Genomic DNA, 25,451 nt, shown 5'->3' on the forward strand with positions numbered 1-25,451 from the left:
AGTGCCGAATATATCCGTATATCTTCCTCTGGACTGGCAGCACGGTGCGCAGTGGGCGCCGGATGACCTTAAGGAGGAAATGTGCTTGCACCGCGTGCTGCCAACCGCGTCTCAACCGTAGACAAACCTCACTCTTAAGGGCGTGACTTACACGGCCATCATTGAGCCGCGAGGTTATGAGGATCAGGTTTTTCTGCGTCCTACCGGAAAAAGGGAATAGCTATCTTCGAAGGTGGTGCGCGTTCAATGACCGCTATCAGTCGCAAACGGCGTGCAGCATTGGTTGTGGTCGTTTCGCTCAACGAAACCACCCGGCAACGCGTCGACCGACTTCTCGCCGAGTGGCAAACGAAGCGCAGGCGGGCGTGGGCGGCTCGCTAGATAGCGAGTTCGCCTATGAGGCCTCCGTAATCCAGCAAGTCTAACCCCTCCTATTCGTGAGAGTGCGGCTTTTTGACCCGATTGATGCGGTCGCACATCTCCTCTGACGCGGCGCAGGATTGCCTTCGGCTTTCGAACTGCCGTGAGCGTCATGCAGAGACCACGCACTGAGGGTTGATCTGGTCGGCTAGGAAGATCTCGCGGAATGGTTTGTCGCGAGGTCACAATGTCCAAGGATAGTCGTAAGGATAGCGATAAGGATAGGCATATACCTATCCTCGAACACGGCGCTGACACGCTGCAGCGTGTCGAGATCATCACCGGGACGGGCCGGCGTCGGCGCTGGTCGACCGATGCAAAGGCGACGATTGTCGCGGAGAGTTTTGCGCCGGGTGCAAGCGTGTCCGCGGTGGCTCGGCGACACGACATCAGTCCAAGCTTGTTGTTCCTGTGGCGTCGCCAGGCCACGCGGTCGCAGGTCGCGGAGCACGGGGACAGAGGCATGCCAGTTGGCTTTGTGCCGGTCGCGATCACCGGCCGTAGCGGCCCGAGTGAGGAGCAGGCGACGATCGAGATCGAGGTCGGCGCGGTTCGCATCCGTGTTAGGGGGACAGTCGACCGGCAGGCACTGTGCGAGGTGCTGGCGGCGGTCGGGACGGTTGGTCGATGATCGGGCTTCGAGCTGGGTTGTCGATCTGGATTGCGACGCAGCCGGTCGATTTCCGCCGCGGCATGGACTCGCTGGCGATGCTGGTGAGCGAGGCCTTTGGAGCCGATCCGTTCGACGGCGGACTTTATGTCTTCCGCTCCAAGCGCCGAGATCGCGTGAAGATCCTGACCTGGGATGGAAGCGGCCTTGTCCTTTACTACAAAAGAATCGAGGGGCAGTTCACCTGGCCGCCGATCAAGGAAGGCGTCATGTCGCTATCTCATGCTCAGCTCTCGGTGCTGCTCGATGGCTCGGACTGGAAGCGTGTGCCGATGCGACCTGTGGATCAGCCGGTACGAGCTGGTTGATCATTATCAAGAGGCGTTCGTCACTCATGCGGAGTTGTTGTAGAATTACTCTGCATGAGTGATTTGCCTTCCGATCCAGCATTGCTCCGACAAACCGTGATGGCGCTATCGTCACGGCTTGCGGCGTTGTCGGAGGAATGCAGCACACTGGCGACCGAGCGTGATGCAGCGATCGCTCACCGCGACGCTGCGATCCAGGAGAACGACAAGCTCCTGATGATCCTGTCCCAGTACAAGCGCATGATCTTCGGTCCGCGCTCCGAGACACTGGATATCGGACAGCTGTCTCTCTTCACCATCAGCGCACAGGCGGCTCGTGCCGCTGCCAACGACGATGTGGCCGGAGGCAGGCTGCCTGACGGAGCGGAGGGCCGTGGAAAGCGACCGGCGCGACGCAACCGCGGGAAGCTTCCGGAGCATTTGCCGCGCATCGATGTCGTGATCGATATCGAGAGCCACAGCTGCCCCTGCTGCGGCGAGCAGCTGCACAAGATCGGGGAGACCGTCAAGGAAGCCTTCGACGTCATTCCGATGCAGTACCGGATCAAGCGCATCGTGCGTCCGCGGTACGGCTGCCGGCGCTGCCGCCAGGGTGTGGTACAGGCACCCGCGTCGGCCCAGGCGATCGACGGTGGAATGGTGACGGAAGCCTTGCTGGCCCACGTCGCGGTGATGAAATACGGCTACCAGCTGCCGCTGTATCGCCAGGAACAGATGTTTGCCGCCCAAGGCATCACGCTCGACCGGCAAACACTGGCCTCGTGGATGGGCCGCGTCGCCTGGTGGCTGAAGCCGCTTCACGCGCTGTTGCACCACGCGGTGATGTCCTATCCGCGGCTGTTTGCCGACGAGACGCCGCTGCCAGTTCTCGATCCCGGCCGTGGCAGAACCAAAATCTGCCAGTTCTGGGCGATCGCCACCGATGACCGCCCATGGGGCGGCCCGGCGCCGCCGGCGGTGGTCTACGTGTTCGCCGAGGATCGCAAGGCGATCCGCGCCAAGCGGCTGTTCGGGGACTATCGCGGCATCCTGCAGGTTGATGGCTATGCCGCCTACAAGGGCTTGATCAAGAGCGGCAGCCGTCTGATGCAGCTGGCGTTCTGCTTCGCGCATGCGCGGCGGAAGTTCTGGGACGTTCACGTCGCGACGAAGTCGCCGATTGCCGCGGAAGCGCTGCAGCGGATCGCGATGTTCTACGCCGTTGAGGATCGCATTCGCGGTTTGCCGGCGACGCAGCGAGCTGCGGTGCGACAATCCGACACCAGACCGCTGATCGAGGACTTCAAGCCCTGGCTCGAAGCGCGACTGCTGGAAGTCTCGAAGAAATCCGGCCTTGGCAAGGCAATCCGCTACACCCTCAACCATTGGGAAGGCCTGACGCGATTCATCGATGATGGGCGCATCGAGATTGACAGCAATACGGTCGAGCGCAGCATCAAGCCGATCGGGTTGGGAAAGAAAAACTATCTGTTCGCCGGTAGTGAAGGCGGGGCCGAGACGTGGGCCATTCTCGCGTCGCTCATCAACACGGCAAAACTTCACGACATCGACCCGCGGCACTATCTTACTGACGTTCTCGAGCGCATCGTCTCCGGACGCACCAAGATCAATCAGCTGAACACGCTGTTGCCGTGGCATTGGAAAGCCGCGCGCGACGGTTCCGAGGCAAAGCTCGCCGCTTGATCAGTTCGACGGCAAGGCGTCGGGAACTTCCTGCGCATCGCTGGCGTCGTCGTAAATCTCTTCGCGGATCACGCGCAGCGTCACCTCGTGCAGATACACTTGTAGCGCACCCTCAAGCTCTGTGAACTCCGGCAGCAGGACTCGATCAACGAAGCCCCGTGACGCACGGACCATCACCGTGTTGCGTCGCTGCCGGCGATAACGAAACGGCCGCAGCCCATATCGGCGGCAAAGTGCCAGAAACAGGTGCCGAGACCACTGGTCGGGAAGTGAGAATTGCTGTTCGATCGGTGGATCGTGGCGAGCAAGTTCCTCGACCCGGGCCCGCACCCGCTGCAGTGCGGCTTCCGCTGCAAGGCGCTCGCCAGCAGTTCCGGCACCCACGAACAACGCCTCGATCTTCCGAAGCTTCTCGCGCAGCTGCGACTCGCTGGTCATTCTGATCCCCGTCGCCCACTCCGAACCGGGATCAACCCATCATCGTGCGCCGGCGGCGTCAATCATCCCGACCGCGCTATCCAGAGCATTCCGCGCAGGTCAAGCCCGGGAACCGGTGATCCTCTCGTGACGCTCACGAACTGCCGGGGGCGAGCTGCTGGCCGGCAAACATCCGCAGCTCGCGAGCGTCCACGTGGTCGTCGGAAATCTCGGCCGCCGCCTGCTTGGATGCGTATCGTAAGAGAAGCTGTTCGCAGATCGATATAGAGAGCGAGCTAGGATCGCCTTGAGAAATAAGGGTGAGCGGTTCGCGGCGAATGACTTCGTTCTGAATGTCTGGGTGCCAGAGCGATAGCCAAGCTGCTTCGGCGCGCAATGACGGAACCACGGTCTCCACGCCATAACGTTTCTGCGAAAAGAAGCTGGAATATCTCCGTGCCCGGGCAATTGTTGCGGATCAAACACACAGCATTGAATGGCGTTGCTTTTGCTTCACATGTGGCACTCCATCCCCTCCGTTACATTCATCACTCGCGAATGACGCTTGTTCAGTTTACCCGTTTAGGGCCCCGATGATAACGTTGCCAAGTGGAAACTTTGGCAATGGAGATCTCACAATGGCAACGAGAATTGACAGGGGCAGAGCGTCCGAGGCGGAACGCGAAAAACTGATTGAAGAAATGCAAGAGCTGATCAGGGCAAAAAATCTCGACGTGGAACTAGTGGTTGGTCGGCCGGTCGCTCCGACCTTGAAGGGCTGCTCGCAGTGCACGGTCTGCCCGTGCATTATCTGCTGGTAGTGCGAGTGGCTGGGGCTGTCGGCTTGCGCACCGTCAACTTCGACATCGCGAATGTAGCAAGCCGACGGTCTCCACGCTTCGGGCATGAATCGAATCGTTGGCTGTAGGTCAAAGCGTCCGCCTTCCAGCTAACCACTGATTCCAAGCCGCCGGTGATCGCATATGCTCAATACATCAGGTTCACAATATCCCGCCGTCAGATGCGAATTCATTCTCAAGGTCGACGGTGCCCGGCCGATCGTTTATTCGCTCGATTACATCAACACTCAAATCTATTACTTGGCGCCAATCGAAGGCTTTGCGCTGTCCTTGCTTGACGGACAACGATCGATCTCCGAGCTTAGCGTCCTATTTAAGAGCCTGCTCCCGAGAACCGATAAGCCGTTGCTTGACGTGTTGCGCTCCGCCGACACGCTTGTCCGTACGTCGCCCTCGCAGACCGGGCTCGGCAAGGATGGATTGTTCGATATTTCTGATGAGCCGATTGCCGATGCGCAGTCTTTCGATCCGCGCGAGTTCATCATCGATCCAGCTCATTTTGCGGCTCGTAAGAACGATCCGAAGACGTCGCTGCGGCTCGATACGCCGATCAATGTCTATACCGTCTTCACACATCGCTGTCTGACCGACTGCGTTTACTGCTACGCGGATCGCTGCAAGATGACGGAAATGCCGATTTCGCGCTGGCGTCAGATCATTCGCGAGATGCGCAGTCTGGGCATCTGGCTGGCGTCACCGGACAATGGCGACACTTTCGCCCGCCGCGACGGCATCGATCTCCTCGAATGCCTGCTCGAGAACGAGATGCACTTTCTGCTGTCGACCAAGGCCTATGTCAGTAAAGACTACATCAAACGCCTGATCGACGCCGGCTTCACGAAGAAGGTGCGCGGCGTAATCCAGCGTCAGGTGCAGTTAAGCATCGATGCCGTCGACGACGACGTGTCGCGACGCGTGCTGTGCATCAAGAGATCGAACGTCGCCCGCAATCAAGAGACGATCGAGAACTTCCTTTCCTTCGGCATCATGCCTAAGATTAAGGCGGTGATCACCGGCCTCAACCACGACCAGCCGGAGAAGATTGTCCACCGGTTCTACGAGCGCGGGGCGCGGGTCTTCCACTTCGTCCGCTATGGGCGGTCGTTTCACCGGCACACGGACCAGCTCTTTGTCGATGAGGTTGCGATTGCTTCACTGCGCGATCAGTTTGATCGCATCCGCAGCCGTTACGATGACGCCGATATCGTCGAGAATCTCACGCAGGCGCCGCCGGACCAGAGCGAACTCGACGCGAATGCGGCGCGCGCCATTTGGGACGGTCGCATCGGTTGCGGCGGCGGGTGGTCGGCGCTCGGTATCTCGCCGAGTGGGAAGGCCTTCTTGTGCGAACAGATGAAAATGGCGGACCCGTTCTTCGTCGGCGATGCCAGCTATCAGTCGATCGAAGAGATCTGGCACGGCGCGCACCTGAAGCGCTTCATCTATCCTGAGCAAATGCAGTTCGCTGGCACGGCATGTGAATCCTGTCCCGAATTCGAAACCTGCATGTGGGAAAAGGGCCGTTGTTACCGCGACGCCTATTTCTCGTACGGAACTGTGTTCCATCCACCGCCGCTCTGCCCGAGTAACTATCGCTCCGGACTGCGTTTGAGCTGAAGGAGGCCAGAATGACCGCCGCCGTCCGGCTTAAGCCGTCCGCCTTCAACGTCAAGTTGCGGCACGAGGGCAGGCACCTTGCTTTCAATAGTATCATTGCCTACTCGCTGGAGATGAGCGAGGCGCAGGCGCGTGTTTTCAACGATGCGCTCGATGAAGTGGCTCAATCCGGGTCGTGCAAGGACGAGGCGCTACTGCGTTGCCTTTATGCGCTCGGCTTCGTGGTACCGGCCGACCATGACGAACTGGCGGTGCAACGGGCGGTTTTCCAGGCAACGAAGGCAAGCACCGAGACCTTGCGGTTCACAATTGCGCCGACCATGGCCTGCAATTTGCACTGCAGCTACTGCTTCCAACAGGACTTTGCACCCTGCAAGACCATGCGGCCGGACATCGAGCGCGGCATTATCGAGTTCGCGCGGCGTAAGTTGGAGGGCTGCAAGACGCTGGTGGTGCAGTGGTTCGGGGGCGAGCCGTTGCTGCGTTACAAACGTATTGTCGCGATGACTGAGGCGTTCCAGCGCGTCTGTGCTGAGCGCGGCGTCAACTATTACGCGGAAATATTGACAAACGGCGTTCTGCTCACGCCTGAGATCATCGCAAACTTGCCCAAGCTGGCGGTCAAGGCGATCCAGATCCCGCTGGACGGTGACGTCGATACCTACGCACGGCGGAAGGGTGTCAGCCGTGAACGAGCCCAGGCGTACCACGACGTCTTGGTCGACCACATGCACGCGCTGGTGGATGCGACGGGCAGCGTGACGATCAGGATTAACGTCGATCGGGAGAACCCCGCCGCCGGCTACGACGTGGTCAGGATGTTCAAACGGAAGGGGTGTGTCGACCCGCGTATCGATTTCCGGCTCGGCTTTCTCAACAACCGCGATGGTATTGTCGACTGTATTCCGCACGATTGCTTATCGGATGTCGAATTCTCCGATACGGAGGCGGAGTTCCGTCGCTTCCTGGTCGAGCAGGGCTACCGCGTCTATGGCGAGCCCGGGCCGCGCAAATTTCCATGCTCTGCACCGTTACGAAACAACTTCACCATAGATCCCACTGGACGCATCGGCAAATGCGTGCCGGTAATTGGTACCGACGAATCCGTGTTCAGCTGCATTTATCCCGACGACATCGCGCGCACCATGCGGGAGACGAGCATATCGAATGCGCCCTATTCGGATTTCGACCCCTATGGGAGTGTCTGCCGCAATTGTGAATTGTTGCCGGTGTGCCTTGGCTCATGCCCGCGCTCGCATGCCCCGGAACATTCTGTGATTTGTCCACTCAAACAAGGATTGGCAAAGACTCTTGCCTTCTATCGCCTGCATGGCTGACGCGCTATGTGCAACGAGGCTCAGCGGACACATGTTCACGACGCCGAACGAGACTGCAATATTCCCCGCGACGACCGGGTGTCTTTGCAATTTGATAGCGCGCAGGTCGCAGCGGTGCTGAACATCTTGGATAAGATTGCGCAAGCAACGCCCGTCGATAACGATGATTGGCAAGACTTGTATGCGGCCGAACCCTATATCCGGTTGAAAGAACGTGAGGTCTCGATCAATCGGCCGTTCACCGACACCGATTTCAAGAGCTTTCTCTTGTCTTCGGATACACAGCGGCAACGGGTGGCATTGAAGCATACGCTGGCGGCCTGGTGTCGACTGCCGCTGTCCGCGATCGGCGTAAGCACATTAGACTATTTGCCGGCTCACGCGCGCATTCGCGCAAGACTATTCCCCGTCATCAAGCCAGCGCCGAACAGTTTCGTGCATGGGGCGAGCGACGACGCGATGGTTTTCCTGTATCTCGATCCCACCCTGCGCATGCCGCAGGTTGAAGCCTTGATCGTGCACGAGCTGCATCACATCGGACTCTACCCGTTCGAATGCGAAAGCAACCAGCGGCAGGATCTGCGGCCGCCGGTCCGTCGCGCCGTCGGGTTCATGCGCGACTTCCGCGAGGGTTACGCTATGTTGGCGGCGGCCGGCGGATCTGACGTGCATCCGCGTCATCTCGACGGCGCGGCCGAACGCGCATTGTGGGACCGCGCCATGAACGATTTCGGTCATGAGCTGAAGGCAATCGAGAGCTTCCTGCTCGATGTGGTCAACGAACGGCTCGCTCCGGCGCAATCCGAACGCATAGCCATGGAATTCCTCGGCCGGCAAGGCCCATGGTACACGGTCGGCTGGCGCATGGCGGCGATGGTCGAACGAAGATTTGGCCGCGACCTGCTGATCGACTGCATGTCCGATCCGCGGCTCTTGCTGCTCTGCTACAATTCAGCTGCGGTAATCGCCGGGCGTGACGAAAGCGCCGAAGAATGGCCGATCTGGTCGATGGAGTTGATGCGCGCGCTGGTGCCGTCACGTCGCGAAACGAGGCCTTGACCGTAGGTTCGCCCAACGCGATCAAATAACGCCGCGCCGCTTGGCCTCGATCACCGCTTCCAGACGATTGCAGGTGCCGAGCTTCTGGTTGACACGGTGAAGATGGTTGCGCAGCGTGCCTAGCGTAATCTGTCGCTCGCGCGCGACCGTCCGCGGGTGCTTGCCGTCGCTAATGTCGCGCAGGATCCGGTGTTCCTGGTCGGTGAGCGGAACGATCGGCGGCCGCCGTTGCTCGGCCTGAGGTAGTTGCACAATCTGCCGTACCAGATCGATGAGCTGCTGGTTTAAGTTCTCCGCGTCCTTCTGCCGCGTGATGTCGCGCGCGAAATGCACCACGAGCAGCTCGTTGTTGACCTCGTCCTGATACGCGAGAATTGAGACATTGATCCAAATGGGTGTTCCGGCCGCTGTCTTCGCCCTGACGTCATAGTTGGGTACGGTCGTGCCCGCTAGGCATTGGCCAATCACACCACATTGCTTGCAGCAGGTGTCCGCGTGGGTGCCGGTGTGAAATGAAATCAGGTCGACGCATGGCATGTTCATCGCTTGGGCGGCGCTGTAGCCGAACAACTGTTCAGCGCTGCGATTCCAGGCGCGGATCATACCCTCGCGGTTGACGGCGAACCCTGCATCGGCAGTGCGGCTCAGAAGCAATGCAACACGATTAGAACTCATCGCTCTTTACCCGAGGCCAGGAAAAGACACCAGGACAACAATAGTGCGAAGTAACTCGCTCTGCAATCAAGGAACGTAGATGCAAAGATGACAAGAAGTTGGGAAATGCCGGTCGGCGCGCACCTATTGTGGCTTCTGAACCGCCACATGGGCTTGACTTCGGCCCGATGGCATCGGGGCGGCATTGCCTTTTGGCCTCCCGATGAGTTTGGGCGTTGACTATCGTGATGCCTCTTCATGGCCCATCTTCGGCCTGGGCTACGTGCCAGGGTACGGCGCATAGGTTGCTGCGCTCTAGCCATTCCGCTTGATCCCGTCAGCAAGACGCAATGTATCGGCATTATCGCACTAAGTGGCGGGTATCTAGCGTCAGATGTTGCGCAGGCCGCCGCGCAGGGCAGGCCGCCCCTGGGCTAGCCGCGGGCGGCGCACCCACAGCGTACGGAGATCGAATGAAGGCGAATGTGGTCTAATGTCAGCTCGGGAGGATCATCTCCTCTCGATCGCAGAGACCCCTTCAGACGTCCCGTTCCATTTGGTTCAGCGAGCGGGCGGCAAGCGTCCGAAGCGCGATCCACATGCCGGCGACCCAGAAAATGCATTGGACACGCGACGGTCGGTCACCCGCGGCACGCGGCGGGCCTATGCTAACCGAAGCTCGCCCTCATCGATGAAGACGAGGCGCTCAGAATCAAAGGTACATGGCTTTCGCGATCTAATATCGCTCCAGCCGCCTCGAAGTTATGTTCGTCGAACTGCTCTTTCCAAGTCTCAACGCGCGTTGCTGAAAAACGCCCTACCAGAATCACGAGCTGATCAGTCTCCTACATGCAACTATCATTATCGCCCTGTTTCAGGTTACGGCGGCGATAGCCGAGTCAAGCGGAGGTCCTCCTCATCGCGCAGCCTGCAAAACAGATGGCGTCTCGCGTCGAGATGCGCGTGCGTTCCGATCTTAGGGTCTCTCTTCGCATCGCAAAAGGCCAGGTCGAGCCTTGGGGCCGTTTTGCGCCGGCGCCCGGGGGCCTCGCCGTGTTCTGGATGCGAGTATAAGTGTCAATCGGCACTGGAATGGGACCCCCCGTATTGCCTCATCTGCGGATGTTACCCTGATGGCGTCATTGCCTATGATGATCCAATGTCGATTGACCGTCAGCGCCACGTGGCTCTCCCAGCTTGCTCGACGAGAGGGGCTGGGGCGGATCGGGCCCTACATAGCCCGAGCCGTCCACAACCCCGGGCAATGGGGCAGCGGTCGTGGCGGCGCCAAACGCCTCCTGAGCGACCAGTGTTCGGCAGCCCTGAGTCTAAGCGCCCTCAGCAGACGCTGGACGATCGAATGTCTCGTCCCGAACTCCTCAGGGTATTTCTCGCTCAGTCGGCTGACAATGGCGAGTGACGTCAGCTGCGACTGCGCAGCGAGCCACCCCCGATCGGTGCAATATGCGGGTTCAGCTTGGACGGCATGCGAACTCTAGTTTTATAGGGCCGACGGATCGCCGGTGTGTGGCACGAGGCTTGCCGCCCTTCGCCGTCTTGCCGAGCGTCTTGGCAAGATTGGCTGCGGTCGCTGGCGCGTTGCAGGCCGCGCGCCTGAGCCAGCCACTGACGTGCCGCCATGGGCCACCTTGCTGCCGCTTTGCCATATCCGCCGCCACGATCGCGGGTGATGACCGATATCATTGGATGAGCAGCCAGCCAGGCTTGTGCGCTCGGGCTCACGGTCCGGCAGCAAGGTGACTACCCGGCGCCTTTCCAGGTTGCAGATAATGCTGGCGTATCGGTGATTGCGCCGCCAAGCCCAGTCATCGATCCCGATGACCTTGAGAGAATCGGCCGACAAACGGCTGCGGCGTCGGACAACGCGCAGAAGCGGATCCTTGCTCACTGGTAGCATCAGCCGTTTTGCGAAACCCGCTGCCGGTCGACCGCCAAGCCCCAGACCAAGGTGATGGACGATAGAGTCCAGCCTTGCCGCGCGTCGCGCCGATGGAGCTATCCCGTCGGCGAAACGCTCAGTGAAGATCTGACGTCCGCACAGGACAGCGTCGCAGCGGAAGTGGCGGACGATCACCAGGAGCTCTACGAGGCGCCCAGACAGCGGCAGATCGGTCACGCGGCGTCGATAGCGGCTATGGACACGTCGCGAAACCGTTCCACGACGGGCACAGGACGACGCCCCCGGAAGCCCGAACCACAGTAGTAAGCACTCTCTACAATAAACCCACGCGTGACCAAACTGGAGCGGTGGAGTGCCTGCTGCATGGCGCTGATTCTCCTCCAACCTGGCGCGCGAGCGCCAGACATCCCCCGAACTGCATCAAAAGTGGGACAGAGCCCTTATTTTATGCCGAAGCACACCTGGCTTTGAGCATGTCTTCCGACGCGCGCCGCTCGGCCGTTCCCGTGGCGTGCGTGACCCGACCGGCCACGGCCAGGCCATTCCGGTTCTCCATGGTGACATGCCCCATGTAGCAGAGCTTCGCCTCCCGCCCGGCAGCCTTCCGATAAAGCCGGCTGTCGGGAGCGGTTCTTCGTAGACGTCGTCGGGTCCCACACCGGATCTTTCGGCGCCAGCCCTACAAACCACCGATACAGCAGTTGTAATCCAGCTGCTCCATCAGTTGTCGTTCCGAGCGAATACAATCGTATGATCGCCATCGCCTCACGCGATCGACGTAGGCGCGGACGGAATTGAGCACGAGGCTCTTGCGTCAGGCTATACGATTCGTTGTCGCTTTCGCGGCCACCGAGATATGAATGCAACGCTCCGGCTGCCCGAGCCACTCGATCGATTGCCTGAGATTGTCGGTTTGTCGAGCCAGCGAACGCTTTCCTTCTTCTCGGTCGGAATGCGGGGCGGGTTTGATCTTCCTCTGGACTGCGCCGTGCCTTTGAATTTTTTCCGTGCTCAGAGCTTCACCGCGGCCGACTAACAGCGGTAGACTCCGACACCGCCCAGGTCGAGGCTCGAATGCATCAGCATTCCGCAAGTCGTGTGATGTATTGGCCGCAGGCTGTAGCCATAGATCCATAGATGTCGAAGCGAGCGAGTCCGACGGTTGGCACGGCCGGCGAACCGACAGTTCACCTTGGCGCAGTCAACGAAGCGGACCGGGGTGCTCACCTCTCGGATGTCTTCGCTACTTTGACGCCCGACATGAGTGACCGGCCTTGGCGCGCGCCAGCGTAGCGGTGATAGGGTGAATCGACTAGTATTTCGATCCTATTGTCACGCAGCCGTACCAGGCGATTTCCATGATGAAAAGTCCGCGTAAAAAGATTCGGTCGTTATTGGTTGTTGTACTTTCGGTTGCGGGCGCGGCAAGTGGAATATGGGGCTGCAGGCGATGGCATGGGACACACGAACCGCCGGAGGCGCGGCTTGCGTTGGATGCGTACTACCCAGAGATGCCGCCCGATGCAAACCATCGATACCTCAATCTTCCGATGGATTATACAGATGAAAGCAGCGGACGCTTTCGCGCGTTCTACGTGCTCAGCACTAACTTTAATCCCAAAGATCCTGTGGTTTTTTTTCTGACGGACGGGCAAATGGAATTGGTAGGCCCGGAGATGGATTTTTCTTTCTTTGATGAGCAGCTTCCTGGCGTGTCATATGTGCTGATCGGCCATCGCGGCCATTGTCCCACGCTTTTTCCTGAGGTCTATCCAGATGGCAAGCTGGATCTGCGCCGCGCAATGAACCTTTATGGCTCCTGGCAGCGCGTCGAGGATATCGAACGCGTAAGGAAGGACATGGTTTCCGCGAAACTGCTTCCGTCAGACGGACGCATTATGATTTTCGGAGCCTCAGGCGCAGGCGTACTTGCGCAGCAGTACCTGCAGCGATATGGAGAACACGTGACCCGGACATTGCTGGCCACCACGGGAGCGCCGGACTTGGCCCGTCAGCACGGATGGACCTACGCCCGAAACTTAGCTGAGATCGACTCGCAAGCCGCAGCCTCCTTGTCGGAGATTGCAAAGCTTGAGAATGGCAGGCGAGCAAACTTAGCTTATATGGTCTTTCAGCTCGCGCGACAAGGACAGTCAGGCTTAGCAACGCTTCGTAAGATTGTCCATGAAGAGCTAACCCACAACTTCTTGCCGTATACTTTGCACGACCTGCACTTGAGCCTGCGGTGGGCACTCACCCGCACCCTGCTAAGCCTGCCTGCCGCTGATGCCGTGAAAGTGCGAATGTACGAGCTACTTGGAAGGGACCTACAGAGTATGTCCTCATATGGTTATGACCTTCCGCTCTACGTGTGGTCTGCGGAAGTCCTGAAAAACTTTCTGCAGGAGCCTGTGTCCTTACCGAATCTGCAGTTGGATCGGAGCCGTTATCAGGGGGAGGTTTTGGTTATCGCAGGAAAGGACGATGTCGTATTCTCTCCTGCAATAGGCAACGCTATCGCGTCAGCCTATTCTAGGAGCAGGCTCCTATTGGTTCGAGGTGGCCACCAATTGGAACTTGATCCCGAGTACCAGCGTGCCGTTCGGAGAGCCTTCTTCCTGCATGGCCTACACGCGGGCGAAACAGTATTGCTCCTGGACACTCCTCCCTCCGGTCCCGCGAGGCGGGACGGAGAACCACAATAGGGAATCGATATGTGCGCCCATTCCAGCGGAACGGAGGTCTTCAGGCATGTGGCGCAGTGACGACTAACACTTCTGATTTTTTGCCCTACTGAACGCACCGCTGTAATTTCTCAGAGTTCCGCGCCGCAGCCGTAGCAATAACTCGCGCTGCCTGTCAGCAGAGATGGCTAAGGCGGTTGACGCAGATCAATGAAGCCCAACCCTAGATCGTCGTCCGTTAAGAAGCCGATTGCAGCGGTGAACGGTCGCTGATGGCTGCGATGAGGGTGGCCAGGAAGAGGCGCCAAAGACCCCTCAGCCAGGCGAGGATGCGGCGGAAGTTGTGGCCGACGGCTGAGAGGATGACGTTGGCGGCGTCTCCGGCGCGGCCTTTGAGGTAGCAGCGGCCGAGGTGACCATCGGTCTTCAGGTGTCCGATGATGGGTTCGATGGCGGAGCGGCGGCGCAGCTCGCGCCTGATGATACCGAAGACCCCGCGCTTCTGGCCGGAGATGAAGACACGGCGCGGGTTCTGTGCGTCGTGGCCGCGATATCCCTTGTCGGCATAGGCCCGCTCGATCGCGCAGCCGGTGAGTGTCTCGGTGCGGTCGATGACGTCGCGCAAGGTATGACCGTCGTAGGGGTTATCGGGCAGCGCCCTGGCGTGCAGCACGAACAGGCCACCGGGAGCACGGCGGTTGTTGGTGACGATGGAGGCTTTGACACCGAACTCGTAAGGCGCGGCTGCTTTGCCCTTGCCGATGCACTCCACCTCCGGGGCGTGGAAGGAATAGAGCTTCCAGCCGCGCTGGCGCTGCTGCTGCGAGCGGATCTGCGAGGCCCGGCCGAGCGGGAGGGCGAACGCGTTCTCGAGCACGGCCTGACCTTCGATCTTGCGGCGGATATCGCGGATGATCCGGCCCAGCCGGCTGCGCAGGATACGCAACTGCCGCTGATGCCGCTTGAATTGCTTGGCATGGGCGTAGCGTCCCGCCATCATGGCCGCGGTCTTGGCAATGCGAAGATAGGACTGCCGCAGCCTGACCCCGTGCTTCCTCGCCAGGCGGTTGAGCCCCCTGATCGCCGCGTGCAGCAGCTTGGCATCGGTCGGGAAGGCGATGGCCTTCGGCTGCACGGTGGTATCGACCGTGACCCGCTTGAGGTCCTGGCTGCGTAACGCGCCGGCCTCGTGCGCCACCCGCAGGCTCTCGGCCAGCAACAGCTCCAGCTTGTCGCCGAGCCGCTTGCGCCAGTGGCTCAGGTCCGAGCGCTCGTGCGGAAACGCGTGCTGAAAGAACTCTTCGCCGGTGAAGTACTGGAAATACGGGTCGTGGACCCAGCGCTCGCACACCCCCTCATCGGACAGGCCGTAAATCTGCTTGAGCAGCAGCAGCCCGATCACGAAGCGGGTCGCGATCCCCGGCCGACCGTTCTCGCTGTAGAGCGGCGCGATCTCGCCGTCGATCCAGTCCCAATCGACCTTGCCGGCGAGCTGAACCAGCTCGTGCTTCATGTTGATGATCTGGTCCAGCCTGGCCCGGAACAGATCGCCAGATCCCGTCGTCCTTTGCTTCTTCGGTCGCATCGTCACCTCCGACGCGACCACGGAATCATGACTGGCGATTCGACTGAATCCTGAAAATGAAATTGCAAGGTTCCGAGGCTCGAAACATCAAAACCTTGCAATCCAAAAACAGTCCACACCAGCAAATGCGATTCTGCCTCAATCGCTTAGCCGATCTTCACGGACGACTAGATCAACTATCATGTGAACGGTCACGTTCCAGCGGAGACGCCGATCTGCTTCTGCAGTACCAGTCGGACGAGTTGATCCAGGAGATGCGGACCCTGATCACCATCCCGATGTTTGTGCATCCAGATGGTCCGGCCAGATCGAGGATTCTGGTCAGAAAGTACAAGGAGGAGTGCGGTGGCGACGAGGCTATCGATTGAGCCAAATCAATTTGTCGCAGTGCGCCGGGACTTCATCTTCACACGAGATGGTGATCGGCCAATTCCACGCTGCCGTACTTGTAGACTGACACGGCGCGTGATCCGAACGGCTCCCATCGTCGCGTACATGCTCGGCCGGGATCGGCAGCGCGTGCTCTCTTATGCCGAGCGCGACAGATGGCGCGCGACGTGGATCGATTGACCCGCGCGAGGCCTGCCAGGGCCATCGATTGCAAAGTTACTTTGGGAAAGCCGAGGCGGCGCGGGATCGCGGGACCGCCCATCTTGCGCATATAAGGCGCTTGCCGTTTCGGCCTTTGACTGCGCTGTGAACGGCTCAGAAATAAACTGGAGTGAATAAGACGGAGCAACGGACCGATATGAGCAAGCCGCATTGGCGTCCCGCGCGCGCGTCTGACCTTGCTGCGATCAGCGCGATCGCCGCGCGCATCCATCCCGCTCTGTTCGAGCGCTCCGAGGTGTTCGCAGAAAAGATGCGGCTTTGTCCAGATGGCTCCCGCGTGCTCGACGCGGACGTAGCGATCGTCGGCTACGGGCTCGCCCATCCCTGGAAGCAGCATCGGATCCCGCCGCTCGACGGCTTGCTCGAACGATTGCCTGACGATGCAGATTGCCTTTACGTGCATGACGTGGCCGTGCTGCCCGACGCCCGCGGTGGTACGGCACGCGCTTATGTCGCGGCGATCGAGAAACTCGCGCGCCTGTCAGGCATTGCGGCTCTCGCGCTGGTCTCGGTTTACGCCACGCGACCGCTATGGGAACGTTTCGGCTTTCGGCCCGTCACGACGGATGCGGAATTGAGCGCAAAGCTCGCGTCCTACGACAAGGGCGCGACCTACATGCTCCGCGATCTCGGTGCGACGTAATGTCCCTCACGCTCGCGGCTCATGCGGCGTTAAGCCACGCGCTCGAACCGGTCTCGGACAGCCTCCGTCGAACAACCGCGTGTACCGTTCCGGTCGCACCTTCGACCTCACCGAAGAAACGAACCTCTCCCTCCCGGCCTGCGTCCGCAATCGCGACCGCGTTCCTCAGCTTGGCCACATCGATTCCGACAAATACTTCCCTATAATCTGCCACGCTCGTCCTCCTGTGATGAGGATCGGCTTGGTCCGTCCGAGCAACCCTCGGACGCGCAGTGTAGGGCGAGCCACCTCCTCGACAGAGGCGGACATAAGGTCTTACCCTTGATCGACGCTGCAGCTATGTATTTAGCGTTGACGCAGTGTTGTCGGTGGATTTGGAGCCGTCGTACACGAGCGCCGACGCCCCTTTATCCGAGTGCACGCAACGAGTATCGGAGCTTTCGCGAACAGTTGAGCCGTAACCGGTATGAGCTCCCACGTCGGCGGTGATTAGCGTGCGCGTGCGTAGCGGATCGGCATCCAGTATTGGCGCATGGCCTCGACGGCTGCGGGAATATCGAGGTGGGCGTTGCGCAGAGAGTCTCGGGTCTCGCGGCCGGTCCGTGGCGGTCCGAGCAGCGGACCGGCCTGATCGTCGCGACAGTGAAGCAGAATAGGCAGCAGCAGGCGGTGATTGACGTTGCCGGCGTCCAGCAATGGCGCCCACGCCGACAGCCTGAGCCGCATCGCGGCGTAGAATCCCTGGCACCATGGTCGCGGATCGACGACGCCGTTGGGTTGACGCCGGTGCATCGGGGCGAACTGGTTAGGCGTGGTGGAAAGGATCTGGCTGATCTCGTTATGACGCAGCGCGACGGCGGAGATCGCAGCGAACTCCGGGGTGCCGCCGCGGTTGAAGGCATCGGCATCGATGGCAAGCAGTGGGCATATCCAATCGAGCGGGCTCATCGACACCGGTCCGGCCACGATCGCGGCGACGTAGCCGTCGAGCATGGGGAGACCGGTGGCGGCAGGATGCTGATCGACGCGAGCCTGGAGCCATTGCTCGAGCTCCGCAAGCGGCATGGCGGCGGCCGCCATCGACGATGAAGCTTTAGGGCGACGTGGGCTCATGCTGCAGCCTGTGCGATGCGCTCACGGGCCGCCTTCCAGTTCCAGACGAGCAGCTCGTGGAGCTGGTGGCTCTTGGTTCGCCCGGAGACAATCCGCTCCAGCACGTCCGTCAGATAGATCTGAGGATCGAGTTCATGGAGTTTTGCCGTGTTCACGATCGACGACAGGATCGCCCAGCTCTCGGCGCCGCCTTCGCTGCCGCTGAACAATGAGTTGCGTCTTCCCATGGCAATCGGGCGCATGGAACGCTCTACCGTGTTCGAATCGACCTCGACGCGGCCGTCGCGAAGAAACAGCGTCAACCCGTCCCAGTGATTGAGTACATAGTTGATCGCCTCCGCCAGCTTCGACTGCGAGAAGAGCTGGCCAACCATTGTGGTCAATCGTGCCTTGAGCGCCTCCATCAACGGAGCGGTCCTGGCGCGACGGACGGCGAGCCGCTGCTCGGCGCTCGAGCCGCGGATCTCGGCTTCGATCGCATAGACCGCCTGCAGGCGTTCGATCACCTCGCGCGCGAACGGCGACTGCGTCGTCTTGAACACCTCGACGAACTTACGTCGGGCATGAGCAAGACAAAAGGCGAGCCGGATCTCACCGCCATGATCGCCGGCGAGCGCCTTGTAGGCGGCATAGCCGTCCACCTGCAGAATGCCGGAAAAGTCCGTCAATTGTCCGGCGATCTGCTCCGTGCCGCGGCCGGCAGCGAACACGTAGGCAACCGCCGGCGGCGAGGGCCCGCCCCATGGTCGGTCATCCATGGCATGCGCCCAGAACTGGCAGATGCGGGTGCGATGTCGTCCGGGGTCGAGCACCGGCATCGGCGTCTCGTCGCAGAACACGCGCGCCGCGCTCTGGATCGTCCTCAGCTGAAGCTCATAGAGGCTTTTGAGCCACCAGGCGGCACGCCTCACCCAGCCGGCGAGCGTCGCGCGGTCGAGCTGGATGCCCTGGCCGGCCAAGATCTGCACCTGCCGGTACAGCGGCAGATACCAGGCGAACTTCGAGACCACCACGTGGCTCACGAGTGCGGTCGAGGCCATGCCGCTCTCGATCAGGCGCGGCAGCACCTTCGCTTGGACCACACCATCGGTGCAGCTGCGGCAGCCATATTTGGGACGGATCGTGCGCAGCACCCGCAGGATCGCCGGGATGATGTCCAGCACCTCGCTGACGTCCTCGCCGATCTTGTGGAGCTGACCCTGGCAGCACGGGCAAGCCGTCGCCTCCGGCTCCAGCACCTGCTCGCAGCGCGGCAGGCGCTTTGGGAGTGCGCCGATGTTGCGGCGCGCCTTCTTCCGCGGCGGCTTGCCAAGCGGCTTCGCCGCTGCCGCATCGTCGTTGGCAGCGGCAGGTGGCGTGGCGTCGGTCTCGAGATCGCCCAGCTCAAGCGCGAGTTGCTCGTCCACGAGCACCGCAAGTCGCTCCGAGCGCTTCCCGAAGATCATCTCCTTGAGCGTCTGCATCGCCACGCGCAGCTTCTCGTTCTCGGCGTCAAGCGCGAGCACCATCTCGGTCAGAGCTGACGGATCGGTCGGGAGAGCGTCGGGGCGAATCGCCATGACCAGACGATACATCCGCGCGCGACACGCTCCAGCGAAATCCTCGCCTCTCAGCCGACAACGGCCGGCTGCTTCACAGGCTTGGGTGAGACGCGCGTCCACTCGAGCCCGTCGACCAGCATCGCGAGCTGCGTCGCACTCAAACGCACCGCGCCGTCGCGGATCGGCGGCCAGGTGAAATGCCCTTCGTGCAACCACTTCGTTACAAGCACCATGCCGCTGCCGTCCCACGCCAGCAGCTTCACTCTGTCGGAACGTTTGGAACGGAAAACGAAGACGGTGCCGTCATAAGGACTCGTGTGTAACGCTTCGCTCACCGGCGCCGACAGCGTGTGCACCGACTTGCGAAAGTCGACCGGCTGGGATGCCAGCATCACCTTGAGGTCGGGCCGCAGCGCTATCATCGATCGCCTCTGAGCACCGACAGCACCGTGCAAAGCGTCGCAGTATCCACTTCTCCCTCGACGCGAATGCGCGCCCCACTCACCTCGATCTCGACCACCCCACAGGCCATGGTCGGCGGCGCGGTCACCTTCAAGGGCCTCGCTTGCGCCGACGCTGCGAGCTGGCCGCTCTCGGCGCCAATCTGGATCGGCACGAAGCTCGGCGCCTTGCCGGCCATTGCCGTAATCTGGCGTCGCCACACCGTGAGCAGCCCGCGGGAAACGCCGTTGCGCCGCGCTACCTCGGAGATGTTCGTGCCTTCCTCAAAACTCTCCGCCACGATCCGGGCCTTCTCCTCGCCCGTCCATCGTCGCCGCCGGCGCTCCCCGGTGATCACCTCGACACGACGATAGGAGTTACCTTCCTGCCTGGCATCAAGCATGGCATTTACCATCGATCCACCTCCTCCGATCAACTCATGCCAGGCTCTATCGCGCGTAAGCCCAGGGTGGGCTAGGTGGGGGCCTCATGCCGGTTACGTTGAGCCGATTCCGCGCGGAAGACTATCGCGGACGCAAAAAAACGGGCGAGTTCGCGGCCTCGATCGGCTTACCTCTCGCTCGGCGTGCGGCGGGCAACGCCTGAGGTCTTTCGTCAGCTCTATGCCGATGGCACGCCGGAGAAGATATGGCTCAGTTTGGATGCGAGCGATTTCGAAAATGCGGAATATGCTGATTTCTTAGTTGGTACAGGAGATATTTCGCCGCAACGACTATGGATACGCTCAGCGCGCCTAACTCAGCAGCGCAGCATGTATGCAGGGTAAGACCAATTCCAATGGTTAAGCAGCCGGACCCAGCTAAAAATGGCTGGGGCAAAGAGCGATCATCGTTGTAGACCAAGGGTACTCCGCTGATGGCCGTGCTGGCATCGTAAATCCTGCTCTTCGAAATCACCTCATGCACAAACCGATCCCGCGGGAGAGGTCGTCTCAGATCGTCTTCGTGGAGTCTTGAGTTGTGCACGCGAACACCTCGGGCGCGATAAGCGGCTCGTCGTTTGCTCCAACAAGGCCCCCGTCGCATCGCTCGAAGAGATGGAGGATCTCGCCCAAATGATCGCGAGGGGTTGGGTAACGAAACGTGTTCGGAGACGCCCTCAAGGGTCTACGTGGTTAACGTCACGATAGGGCCGTGATCCGAGCTGCTATTTTGCATTGGTAATGCCTATTGATAGAAGAGGACGCCATGGCGACTGCGACGCAAACGTCTCGGGGTCCTTGAAACGCAGCGCGGCGAGACCCTTTCCCGGGTGCAGGGCGAGGCAGACGCGGTTGCCGCCGTCATTGGTGCAGGTAACCCGTATCCTCAGCTTTGCAAAGCGGTTCCGTGATGCCGTTCTGGAATATCGACTGGTGCGCCGGCGCTCAAGGCGAAGCAGGACAAGCTCAATCTGCTGGACCGGTGGTAGACGTTTATCACGCGCGCCGGCCAGAGCTTCGCCGACGCCGAGGCGGCGCTGGCTAACGAGCGGATTGCCGAGATTCAGACCGCCTGCCAGGATCTGTTCGCTCGCTTCGTGCGCGGCTGGCCTGATGTGAAGCCGCCCCTGAGCCGGGCTCAAAACAGCGAAAACGTTGATCTAAAGCTCGCGGACTTTTTCGGCCTTCAGGATCTCAGTGCCCGGGGCTCTCCTATCGGAAAGCTATCGCAACGCTGTTGCGGCCGCGATTTTCCTGGCGGCTGCGACCAAGCATAGTGGCGTTCCGCGCTTCACGGTGCTTGATGACGTGACGTCCAGCTTCGACGCTGGTGACCAGTTCGCGCTGATGGATGCTGTTCGGACATTGCTGCGCTATAGCGCCGTGCCGGACGGGCTTCAGTTCATTTTCTTAAGCCATGACACCAGTCTGGAGAAATACTTCAACAAGCTGAATGGCACCGCGGATTGGCATCATCAGAAGTTACAAGGCATGCCGCCGAAGGGGCGGCTCATGGTATCGGCTCAGGAGGCTGATCGCCTCAAGGCACAGGCGTTGCAACACCTGAATGCCGGTCAGATCGATATTGAACTACGACAGCCTTATGCAGCGATTTTTTCCGATCATGCTGGGAGGAGGGGGCCTAGGCCGAGACGTCGAGACACCGCCCGCGGTCGCGGATTACATCAAGTGGTTCATGGGTTGAACAAGCTGCGCAAGCTACAAGCCGGCCTCTGTGGTAATCGCGCCATCATGATTGACAAGCGGCTACGGTTCGACGATGAAGCACAGGCATTCCGGCACAATCTGGTTGCTGAGTTTTGTGCATTGGCGTGCGGTTGCGTTCTCGGTCCACGCCAGAGAAACACATCTTCTGGTCATCGCGACGCCGGTTAATCAGGCCCCGAAGAATCTTGCCCTGCGCGCGGATGTAACCAACCGTTGTAATTGCCCTTTTTGTTTGGTCAGCAACGCCGCGCACGCGCCTCGGAAATCACCATCGTTGATTCTGGCTAACATTGGCGATTTGCACACGGCACTAGTACCAGCGTTGTAGGACCTGGTAAGGAACTGGCCGACTACAGAGAACATGTGCGGCTGAATATCTGAGCAAGGACTCGATGACAAAATCACGGCAGCCATCAATAGGTTGGGCGATCGACTTGACGGGTTCTTTCTTCAGTTTGTCAAAAGGCCAGATTGAGTCGGCTCTCATCGCCACAGCAAGGGCCCGGTAAATCTTCGTAGACTATCAATCCTGGTAGGTGCGTCGCAATTCGCCTTTCACGATAATGCCTTATGCAGACTCATTGCGCGATATCGTCACTCGTAAGGAAGCAGAATCATGCCCAGAAACTTCAGGGGACTTATGTGAACGACAACATCGGAGCGAAGCTGGTATCTCACAGGCCAATGATGCAAACGGCCAGATTACTGCTGCTTCGATCAGCTATAATGGCCATAACTATCCTGCAACCGGCCACTACACTTCAAGAACAGCGCTGGCCCAACCACGGTAGCGGTTCTAACCGGTTTGAATGATGATATTGGCTATGTCGCCTTGTCCTTGACCGCCGAAAACCAGGAATTCAAACGGCTCAAGAGCTTCGGTGGCCTCGTTGATTTCAATGTCGAAACCATCGGCATCGGTGGCGCCTTCATTCGCCAATAGCGCAATGACTGGGTGTGATCTTAGGATTCGCGCTGCGTTTGGGCTGTGGGGGGCTACTGCCGCGGAACGGATGATCTCGGCTAAACCCTATAGGCGCCGCTCTCTTTCGTCTTTGTCGAAATCGGCCGCGAACGTAGAATCGCCAGGTTCGCGGGCATCGTCGCAGCCGATTTTTCAACGAGCTTATTATTTGGTGATGAGCGAAACCTCAGACGGCTGGACGCGCGAGCAGGATGAGATCTTCTGGCATTTGGTAAGGAAGCAAACTCCAGAGGAAGTCATCGCGGCGGAACTGAACAAAAACTGTCAGGATCTCAGACGTCGCGGTTACGCGCTGGGTCTGCCAACGAAATGGTTTAGATCCGCTAAGAGAACGACTGCCCCCCCGGTGCCAGAGAGCGGGGACGGTCGCCAGTCCCGTATAGCGGAGAGATTTCCCAAAGCCGACCGCCCCGTTGAACCGATCCAGTTTTCGCGGCCCAATGATGCAATGACCGTTGGGTCTCGCGTGATAGTGGCGTACTCGACAGGTTCAAAGTTAAAATGGCGGCGCGGCCTCATCGTCGGTCTTGGTACGACCAGGACAAGGGTGCGCGTCCTCTTGGACGGAAACATGCGCCCGATGACACTCCACGTTTGCCTTTTGGAGGTGGAGGAGGCGCAACGTTCATAGCCAGCGCCGCGCAGCCAGATGATGTCGGTACCCGGATAGTAACGCCGCCCGCGCTTAAAATATATGTGGACGGCGCTGTCTCTATCCGCAGGAGGGATGACAAAATCCTGACCTGCGTGACGTATGGAGCGGAGCTTCCGTCTTCGCTATCCGTATGATTCCGGAAAAGAACCCCAATGAGCTGTGGAGGCGGGTCGGCGCGCGGGCTGGATCGGCGGCTGGCTGCCTAGCCGTGCGCGCTGGCGGCCAGGGTGACGCACCCAACTACGAACAAAACCAACGAGCTCACAATCGCGATGAGTCCGGCCCGCATATACAGATCTGATGTTCGAATATGGCGTGACTGTAGAGTGTTCTCCCGTTCGCTCTTGTCAACGTATCTTGTGGAAATGAAGGCCAGAACCCACGTGCTAACAGCGGCGACTGTCCCTAGCGCCCAAAGAAGCATCGAGCACCTGGCGCCGGCTGTGATTGCGGGCTTGTTCATCTCAACTAGTCACCCGTGAACAAGCCTCTAAGCGATTGAACGGGAGTCTGTTTTTGGGATTTGAGGGCCGTTTGAGATTGCAGGGATTTGACGCTTGAGCGCCGCAAACCTTGCAAATTCGCTTTTGTGGATTCCCCTTCGCTGTGAACCGTGCTTGTGTGGCGCATCGAGGGGACGATGCGGCCGAAGAAGCACAAGACGACGGGATCGAACGATCTGTTCCGAGCACGGCTGGACCAGATCATCAACATGAAGCACGAGCTGGTTCTGCTCGCCGGCAAGATCGATTGGGACTGGATCGACGCCGAGATCGCCCCGCTCTACAGCGAGAACGGCAGGCCGGGGATCGAGACCCGCTTCATGATCGGGCTGTTGTTGCTCAAGCACATTTACGGGCTGTCCGATGAGGGGGTGTGCGAGCGCTGGGTCCACGATCCGTACTTCCAGTTCTTCACCGGCGAAGAGTTTTTCCAGCACGTTTTCCCGCACGAGCGCTCGGACCTCAGCCATTGGCGCAAGCGGCTCGGCGACAAGCTGGAGCGGCTGTTGGCCGAGAGCCTTCGGGTGGCGCACGAAGCCGGTGCGTTGCGCAGCCAGGACCTCAAGCGGATCACGGTCGACACGACCGTACAGCCGAAGGCCATCAGCTTCCCGACCGACGCCAAACTCCTGCATGCAGCGATCCGCGGGTTGAACCGCCTGGCGAGGAAGCACGGGGTCAGGCTGCGGCAATCCTATGCTCGCGTGGCCAAAAGCGCGGCGATGATGGCGGGCCGCTACGCTCATGCCAAACAATTCAACCGGCATCAGCGACAGTTGCGCATTCTGCGCAGTCGGCTGGGCCGGATCATCCGCGACATTCGCCGCAAGACCGAAGGCCAGGCCGCACTGGAGGAGGCATTCGCCCTCCCGCTTGGCCGGGCCACGCAGATCCGCTCGCAGCAGCAGCGCCAGCGCGGCTTCAAGCTTTATTCTTTCCACGCCCCGGAGGTCGAGTGCATCGGCAAGGGCAAGGCCGCCGCGCCCTATGAGTTCGGGGTGAAGGCATCCATCGTCACCAACAATCGCCGGGCGCCCGGTGGCCTGTTCGTGTTGCACGCCAGGTCGCTGCCCGACAATCCGTACGACGGTCACACGTTGCGGGACGTCATTGACCGCACCGAGACACTCACCGGCTGTGCGATCGAGCGGGCTTATGTCGACAAGGGTTACCGCGGCCACGACGCACAAAATCCCCGTCGCGTCTTCATCTCCGGCCAGAAGCGCGGCGTCTTCGGCGTCATCAAGCGCGAGCTGCGCCGCCGCTCCGCCATCGAGCCCATCATCGGACATCTCAAAACCGAAGGACACCTCGGCCGGTGCTACCTCAAAGGCCGCGCCGGCGATGCCGCCAACGTCGTCCTCTCCGCTGCCGGCCACAACTTCCGACGCATCCTCGCCTGGTTCAGAGAGCTTTTGTGCCTGTTGCTCGTCTCGCTCTCGCGCACCCTCAACTGTCCAGCTCAGCTCGATCAGGCTTCTTAACGTTCAACCAACTAGTTTTGCTGACTGCGTCTAGCCGCGCATCCTGACCGAAGTCTGCAGGAGCCGTGCGTGGTACCGCGCAAAAGATC

21 protein-coding genes and 4 pseudogenes are annotated in these 25,451 nt (G+C 60.2%); 10 read left to right on the plus strand and 15 right to left on the minus strand.

Annotation, left to right across the window (positions count from 1 at the left end):
• Positions 1–607: 607 nt before the first annotated feature.
• The 3 genes from tnpA (JEY66_RS45370) to tnpC (JEY66_RS06225) all read left to right on the plus strand — a co-directional run bounded on the left by tnpA (JEY66_RS45370) (position 608) and on the right by tnpC (JEY66_RS06225) (position 3,081).
• Positions 608–1,051, plus strand: coding sequence for an IS66-like element accessory protein TnpA (gene tnpA, locus JEY66_RS45370; RefSeq protein ID WP_018268858.1), 444 nt, complete (start codon positions 608–610; stop codon positions 1,049–1,051).
• Positions 1,048–1,398 carry an IS66 family insertion sequence element accessory protein TnpB gene (gene tnpB / locus JEY66_RS06220; protein WP_026191835.1) on the plus strand — a complete coding sequence of 117 codons (351 nt, stop codon included), beginning with the start codon at positions 1,048–1,050 and terminating at the stop codon, positions 1,396–1,398. The genes tnpA (JEY66_RS45370) and tnpB (JEY66_RS06220) overlap by 4 nt, the downstream gene beginning before the upstream one ends.
• 99 nt (positions 1,399–1,497) lie before the next feature.
• On the plus strand, positions 1,498–3,081 hold the full coding sequence (gene tnpC / locus JEY66_RS06225; RefSeq protein ID WP_018268856.1) for an IS66 family transposase: 1,584 nt from the start codon (positions 1,498–1,500) through the stop codon (positions 3,079–3,081).
• Here the strand turns inward: tnpC (JEY66_RS06225) and JEY66_RS06230 are convergent, their stop codons facing one another.
• Positions 3,082–3,519 carry a hypothetical protein gene (locus JEY66_RS06230; RefSeq protein WP_018268855.1) on the minus strand — a complete coding sequence of 146 codons (438 nt, stop codon included), beginning with the start codon at positions 3,517–3,519 and terminating at the stop codon, positions 3,082–3,084.
• 133 nt (positions 3,520–3,652) lie between these two features.
• Complete coding sequence (locus JEY66_RS06235; protein ID WP_016841998.1) at positions 3,653–3,916, minus strand: hypothetical protein; 264 nt, start codon at positions 3,914–3,916, stop codon at positions 3,653–3,655.
• A 565-nt stretch (positions 3,917–4,481) separates the two neighbouring features.
• Between JEY66_RS06235 and JEY66_RS06240 the strand changes: the two genes are divergently transcribed.
• From JEY66_RS06240 to JEY66_RS06250, 3 genes are read left to right on the plus strand one after another with little or no spacing between them, the layout of a single operon-like run.
• Complete coding sequence (locus JEY66_RS06240; RefSeq protein WP_016841999.1) at positions 4,482–5,975, plus strand: radical SAM/SPASM domain-containing protein; 1,494 nt, start codon at positions 4,482–4,484, stop codon at positions 5,973–5,975.
• A gap of 11 nt (positions 5,976–5,986) precedes the next feature.
• Positions 5,987–7,312: a radical SAM/SPASM domain-containing protein gene (locus JEY66_RS06245; protein WP_018268853.1), complete on the plus strand. Its 1,326-nt coding sequence runs from the start codon at positions 5,987–5,989 to the stop codon at positions 7,310–7,312.
• Positions 7,313–7,318: 6 nt separating this feature from the next.
• The gene (locus JEY66_RS06250) at positions 7,319–8,371 is read left to right on the plus strand and encodes a DUF5700 domain-containing putative Zn-dependent protease (protein ID WP_125459342.1); all 1,053 of its coding nucleotides are present in this window, start codon (positions 7,319–7,321) and stop codon (positions 8,369–8,371) included.
• 21 nt (positions 8,372–8,392) lie between these two features.
• Here JEY66_RS06250 and JEY66_RS06255 read toward each other — a convergent pair whose 3' ends face one another.
• The 4 genes and pseudogenes from JEY66_RS06255 to JEY66_RS45700 all read right to left on the minus strand — a co-directional run.
• Positions 8,393–9,046, minus strand: a complete 654-nt coding sequence (locus JEY66_RS06255) for a PAS domain S-box protein (protein WP_244620937.1) — start codon at positions 9,044–9,046, stop codon at positions 8,393–8,395.
• A 1,626-nt stretch (positions 9,047–10,672) separates the two neighbouring features.
• A pseudogene (locus tag JEY66_RS06260) lies at positions 10,673–11,244 on the minus strand (transposase family protein); the annotation flags it as partial.
• A gap of 192 nt (positions 11,245–11,436) precedes the next feature.
• Positions 11,437–11,577 (minus strand): annotated as a pseudogene (locus JEY66_RS45695) (IS5/IS1182 family transposase); the annotation flags it as partial.
• Positions 11,567–11,688, minus strand: a pseudogene (locus JEY66_RS45700) (transposase); the annotation flags it as partial. The pseudogenes JEY66_RS45695 and JEY66_RS45700, both read right to left, overlap by 11 nt.
• Positions 11,689–12,304: 616 nt before the next feature.
• Here JEY66_RS45700 and JEY66_RS06270 point away from each other — a divergent pair.
• Positions 12,305–13,651, plus strand: coding sequence for a hypothetical protein (locus tag JEY66_RS06270; RefSeq protein WP_244436049.1), 1,347 nt, complete (start codon positions 12,305–12,307; stop codon positions 13,649–13,651).
• A 217-nt stretch (positions 13,652–13,868) separates the two neighbouring features.
• Here JEY66_RS06270 and JEY66_RS06275 read toward each other — a convergent pair whose 3' ends face one another.
• Positions 13,869–15,215, minus strand: a complete 1,347-nt coding sequence (locus JEY66_RS06275) for an IS5 family transposase (protein WP_026191834.1) — start codon at positions 15,213–15,215, stop codon at positions 13,869–13,871.
• Between the two features lie 748 nt (positions 15,216–15,963).
• On the opposite strand from JEY66_RS06275, the gene JEY66_RS06280 reads away from it, so the two are divergent.
• Complete coding sequence (locus tag JEY66_RS06280; RefSeq protein ID WP_018268848.1) at positions 15,964–16,470, plus strand: GNAT family N-acetyltransferase; 507 nt, start codon at positions 15,964–15,966, stop codon at positions 16,468–16,470.
• A 64-nt stretch (positions 16,471–16,534) separates the two neighbouring features.
• Here the strand turns inward: JEY66_RS06280 and JEY66_RS06285 are convergent.
• The 6 genes and pseudogenes from JEY66_RS06285 to JEY66_RS06310 form a co-directional block, all read right to left on the minus strand.
• Positions 16,535–16,684: pseudogene (locus tag JEY66_RS06285) on the minus strand (IS110 family transposase); the annotation flags it as partial.
• A gap of 275 nt (positions 16,685–16,959) precedes the next feature.
• On the minus strand, positions 16,960–17,583 hold the full coding sequence (locus JEY66_RS06290; RefSeq protein ID WP_245287097.1) for a UPF0149 family protein: 624 nt from the start codon (positions 17,581–17,583) through the stop codon (positions 16,960–16,962).
• Entirely contained in the window at positions 17,580–19,142 is a 1,563-nt protein-coding gene (gene tnpC / locus JEY66_RS06295; protein ID WP_209910342.1) for an IS66 family transposase, read from the minus strand. Before tnpC (JEY66_RS06295) ends, JEY66_RS06290 begins: the two co-directional genes overlap by 4 nt.
• A gap of 50 nt (positions 19,143–19,192) precedes the next feature.
• On the minus strand, positions 19,193–19,546 hold the full coding sequence (tnpB, locus tag JEY66_RS06300; RefSeq protein ID WP_038388371.1) for an IS66 family insertion sequence element accessory protein TnpB: 354 nt from the start codon (positions 19,544–19,546) through the stop codon (positions 19,193–19,195).
• A complete protein-coding gene (gene tnpA / locus JEY66_RS45045) occupies positions 19,543–19,980 on the minus strand; it encodes an IS66-like element accessory protein TnpA (RefSeq protein ID WP_038388370.1) in 438 nt (145 codons plus the stop codon). Before tnpA (JEY66_RS45045) ends, tnpB (JEY66_RS06300) begins: the two co-directional genes overlap by 4 nt.
• A 752-nt stretch (positions 19,981–20,732) precedes the next feature.
• On the minus strand, positions 20,733–21,149 hold the full coding sequence (locus tag JEY66_RS06310; protein WP_244436048.1) for a hypothetical protein: 417 nt from the start codon (positions 21,147–21,149) through the stop codon (positions 20,733–20,735).
• Between the two features lie 55 nt (positions 21,150–21,204).
• Here JEY66_RS06310 and JEY66_RS06315 point away from each other — a divergent pair, with 55 nt between their 5' ends.
• The gene (locus JEY66_RS06315) at positions 21,205–21,903 is read left to right on the plus strand and encodes a P-loop NTPase family protein (protein WP_018268842.1); all 699 of its coding nucleotides are present in this window, start codon (positions 21,205–21,207) and stop codon (positions 21,901–21,903) included.
• On the opposite strand, the gene JEY66_RS45375 is transcribed toward JEY66_RS06315, so the two are convergent.
• Positions 21,904–22,149 carry a glycoside hydrolase family protein gene (locus tag JEY66_RS45375; protein ID WP_390894055.1) on the minus strand — a complete coding sequence of 82 codons (246 nt, stop codon included), beginning with the start codon at positions 22,147–22,149 and terminating at the stop codon, positions 21,904–21,906.
• Positions 22,150–22,531: 382 nt separating this feature from the next.
• Positions 22,532–22,675, minus strand: coding sequence for a hypothetical protein (locus tag JEY66_RS06320; RefSeq protein WP_155258664.1), 144 nt, complete (start codon positions 22,673–22,675; stop codon positions 22,532–22,534).
• Between the two features lie 1,340 nt (positions 22,676–24,015).
• On the opposite strand from JEY66_RS06320, the gene JEY66_RS06325 reads away from it, so the two are divergent.
• Entirely contained in the window at positions 24,016–25,362 is a 1,347-nt protein-coding gene (locus tag JEY66_RS06325; RefSeq protein WP_026191829.1) for an IS5 family transposase, read from the plus strand.
• The last annotated feature ends 89 nt before the right edge of the window (positions 25,363–25,451 follow it).

The organism is Bradyrhizobium elkanii USDA 76, assembly GCF_023278185.1.
GTDB lineage: Bacteria > Pseudomonadota > Alphaproteobacteria > Rhizobiales > Xanthobacteraceae > Bradyrhizobium > Bradyrhizobium elkanii.

Coding starts and splice junctions, on each gene's coding strand:
- tnpA (WP_018268858.1), top strand. CDS start 608: ATGTCCAAGGATAGTCGTAAGGATAGCGATAAGGATAGGCATATACCT.
- tnpB (WP_026191835.1), top strand. CDS start 1,048: ATGATCGGGCTTCGAGCTGGGTTGTCGATCTGGATTGCGACGCAGCCG.
- tnpC (WP_018268856.1), top strand. CDS start 1,498: ATGGCGCTATCGTCACGGCTTGCGGCGTTGTCGGAGGAATGCAGCACA.
- JEY66_RS06230 (WP_018268855.1), bottom strand. CDS start 3,519: ATGACCAGCGAGTCGCAGCTGCGCGAGAAGCTTCGGAAGATCGAGGCG.
- JEY66_RS06240 (WP_016841999.1), top strand. CDS start 4,482: ATGCTCAATACATCAGGTTCACAATATCCCGCCGTCAGATGCGAATTC.
- JEY66_RS06245 (WP_018268853.1), top strand. CDS start 5,987: ATGACCGCCGCCGTCCGGCTTAAGCCGTCCGCCTTCAACGTCAAGTTG.
- JEY66_RS06250 (WP_125459342.1), top strand. CDS start 7,319: ATGTGCAACGAGGCTCAGCGGACACATGTTCACGACGCCGAACGAGAC.
- JEY66_RS06255 (WP_244620937.1), bottom strand. CDS start 9,046: ATGAGTTCTAATCGTGTTGCATTGCTTCTGAGCCGCACTGCCGATGCA.
- JEY66_RS06270 (WP_244436049.1), top strand. CDS start 12,305: ATGATGAAAAGTCCGCGTAAAAAGATTCGGTCGTTATTGGTTGTTGTA.
- JEY66_RS06275 (WP_026191834.1), bottom strand. CDS start 15,215: ATGCGACCGAAGAAGCAAAGGACGACGGGATCTGGCGATCTGTTCCGG.
- JEY66_RS06280 (WP_018268848.1), top strand. CDS start 15,964: ATGAGCAAGCCGCATTGGCGTCCCGCGCGCGCGTCTGACCTTGCTGCG.
- JEY66_RS06290 (WP_245287097.1), bottom strand. CDS start 17,583: ATGAGCCCACGTCGCCCTAAAGCTTCATCGTCGATGGCGGCCGCCGCC.
- tnpC (WP_209910342.1), bottom strand. CDS start 19,142: ATGGCGATTCGCCCCGACGCTCTCCCGACCGATCCGTCAGCTCTGACC.
- tnpB (WP_038388371.1), bottom strand. CDS start 19,546: ATGATAGCGCTGCGGCCCGACCTCAAGGTGATGCTGGCATCCCAGCCG.
- tnpA (WP_038388370.1), bottom strand. CDS start 19,980: ATGGTAAATGCCATGCTTGATGCCAGGCAGGAAGGTAACTCCTATCGT.
- JEY66_RS45375 (WP_390894055.1), bottom strand. CDS start 22,149: ATGGCTGCCGTGATTTTGTCATCGAGTCCTTGCTCAGATATTCAGCCG.
- JEY66_RS06325 (WP_026191829.1), top strand. CDS start 24,016: ATGCGGCCGAAGAAGCACAAGACGACGGGATCGAACGATCTGTTCCGA.